Origin of the sequence: Rhodopseudomonas infernalis (genome assembly GCF_022271405.1) — a bacterium.
In the GTDB taxonomy this organism is placed as follows: Bacteria; Pseudomonadota; Alphaproteobacteria; order Rhizobiales; family Xanthobacteraceae; genus Rhodopseudomonas; species Rhodopseudomonas infernalis.
This window is the reverse complement of sequence record NZ_JAJNAL010000034.1, coordinates 1-2,500: the sequence shown is the minus strand read 5'-3', so window position 1 is coordinate 2,500 and position 2,500 is coordinate 1. Positions and strand designations below refer to the sequence as shown.

The window sequence follows — 2,500 nt, the reverse complement described above, 5'->3', positions numbered from 1 at the left end:
CCATTCGGAAATCCACGGATCAAAGCTTCTTCGCAGCTCCCCATGGCTTATCGCAGCGTAGCACGTCCTTCATCGCCTCTCAGCGCCAAGGCATCCGTCGAACACCCTTAAGGCACTTGATTGCTCTCATTATCAATGTCCACACACTCGGCTGAATGTACTCGCGAACCACCCTTAAAGGACGCGTTTCGCAAACGGACAATGATTAGAAAGACCAGTTATTGCTTCGTAAGATCGAACCGATGACGATGCGGTCAAGCGTCGTCAACAAGAAGCGTTTTACAACCTGTTCTCGCTTGGCAACATCTTACGATGTCGCTTGAAGCTTGATCAGGCGCCGAAAACACTCCGGAGATAAGCGAACGGTCTCCGCAGATTGCTCAGCAGATCCGAACTCGGATCGATCTCCTCTTTACGATGTCAGATAACTCGCCGGCCGTGCTGTGCACAGGCAGGCGAATAAAAGTTGCGGACGATGACCTTCATCGCTGTCCGGATGACAGCATGGAGGTGCAAACACGGGTCTGATCAAAGGGTCGATGATCGTCCATCTGGTGGAGCCAGACGGGATCGAACCGACGACCTCATGCTTGCAAAGCACGCGCTCTCCCAGCTGAGCTATGGCCCCGTAACCAGAAGACGAATGCGACGCTCGATGAGTGTGGTGGGCCTGGGAAGACTTGAACTTCCGACCTCACGCTTATCAAGCGCGCGCTCTAACCAACTGAGCTACAAGCCCTCAGCACGAGAGGCAGCAAGCAAACCATCGACGGACCAAGGCCCAATCGATCGAATGCGCACCCCAGGCGCGTGTTCGTCCGCGAAGAAAGAGAAACGAAGACGGCGAAATCCCGCCAATGGGTCTCATATGACTTAGAGACCCTGATGTTTCTAAAACAGGTCGATAGTTGATCACTCCGAAGAGCGAGCAAGGCTGAAGACCCATCCTTAGAAAGGAGGTGATCCAGCCGCAGGTTCCCCTACGGCTACCTTGTTACGACTTCACCCCAGTCGCTGACCCTACCGTGGTTAGCTGCCTCCCTTGCGGGTTAGCGCACTACCTTCAGGTAGAACCAACTCCCATGGTGTGACGGGCGGTGTGTACAAGGCCCGGGAACGTATTCACCGTGGCATGCTGATCCACGATTACTAGCGATTCCAACTTCATGGAGTCGAGTTGCAGACTCCAATCCGAACTGAGACGGTTTTTTGAGATTTGCGAAGGGTCGCCCCTTAGCATCCCATTGTCACCGCCATTGTAGCACGTGTGTAGCCCAGCCCGTAAGGGCCATGAGGACTTGACGTCATCCCCACCTTCCTCGCGGCTTATCACCGGCAGTCTCCTTAGAGTGCTCAACTAAATGGTAGCAACTAAGGACGGGGGTTGCGCTCGTTGCGGGACTTAACCCAACATCTCACGACACGAGCTGACGACAGCCATGCAGCACCTGTGCTCCAGGCTCCGAAGAGAAGGTCACATCTCTGCGACCGGTCCTGGACATGTCAAGGGCTGGTAAGGTTCTGCGCGTTGCGTCGAATTAAACCACATGCTCCACCGCTTGTGCGGGCCCCCGTCAATTCCTTTGAGTTTTAATCTTGCGACCGTACTCCCCAGGCGGAATGCTTAAAGCGTTAGCTGCGCCACTAGTGAGTAAACCCACTAACGGCTGGCATTCATCGTTTACGGCGTGGACTACCAGGGTATCTAATCCTGTTTGCTCCCCACGCTTTCGTGCCTCAGCGTCAGTAATGGGCCAGTGAGCCGCCTTCGCCACTGGTGTTCTTGCGAATATCTACGAATTTCACCTCTACACTCGCAGTTCCACTCACCTCTCCCATACTCAAGATCTTCAGTATCAAAGGCAGTTCTGGAGTTGAGCTCCAGGCTTTCACCTCTGACTTAAAGACCCGCCTACGCACCCTTTACGCCCAGTGATTCCGAGCAACGCTAGCCCCCTTCGTATTACCGCGGCTGCTGGCACGAAGTTAGCCGGGGCTTATTCTTGCGGTACCGTCATTATCTTCCCGCACAAAAGAGCTTTACAACCCTAGGGCCTTCATCACTCACGCGGCATGGCTGGATCAGGCTTTCGCCCATTGTCCAATATTCCCCACTGCTGCCTCCCGTAGGAGTTTGGGCCGTGTCTCAGTCCCAATGTGGCTGATCATCCTCTCAGACCAGCTACTGATCGTCGCCTTGGTGAGCCATTACCTCACCAACTAGCTAATCAGACGCGGGCCGATCTTTCGGCGATAAATCTTTCCCCGTAAGGGCTTATCCGGTATTAGCTGAAGTTTCCCTCAGTTGTTCCGAACCAAAAGGTACGTTCCCACGTGTTACTCACCCGTCTGCCACTGACGTATTGCTACGCCCGTTCGACTTGCATGTGTTAAGCCTGCCGCCAGCGTTCGCTCTGAGCCAGGATCAAACTCTCAAGTTGGACTTGAAACTTTGAACCGGCTGATCACAACGTTTGACGAGGTCCCACCATTTTACGCC

Annotated in this window: 2 tRNA genes and 2 rRNA genes (1 of these 4 cut by a window edge); all 4 read right to left on the bottom strand. The window is 54.2% G+C overall.

The features are described from left to right. Nucleotides 1–122, bottom strand: a 23S ribosomal RNA gene (locus tag LPW26_RS19525); it reaches 2,701 nt to the left of the window's first position. A gap of 430 nt (nucleotides 123–552) precedes the next feature. Further along, nucleotides 553–628, bottom strand: a tRNA-Ala gene (locus LPW26_RS19520). Nucleotides 629–662: 34 nt separating this feature from the next. Further along, nucleotides 663–739 (bottom strand) — tRNA-Ile (locus LPW26_RS19515). 213 nt (nucleotides 740–952) lie between these two features. Further along, a 16S ribosomal RNA gene (locus LPW26_RS19510) occupies nucleotides 953–2,441 on the bottom strand. Together the 16S and 23S rRNA genes with 2 tRNA genes alongside form the textbook arrangement of a ribosomal RNA operon. Nucleotides 2,442–2,500: the final 59 nt, after the last annotated feature.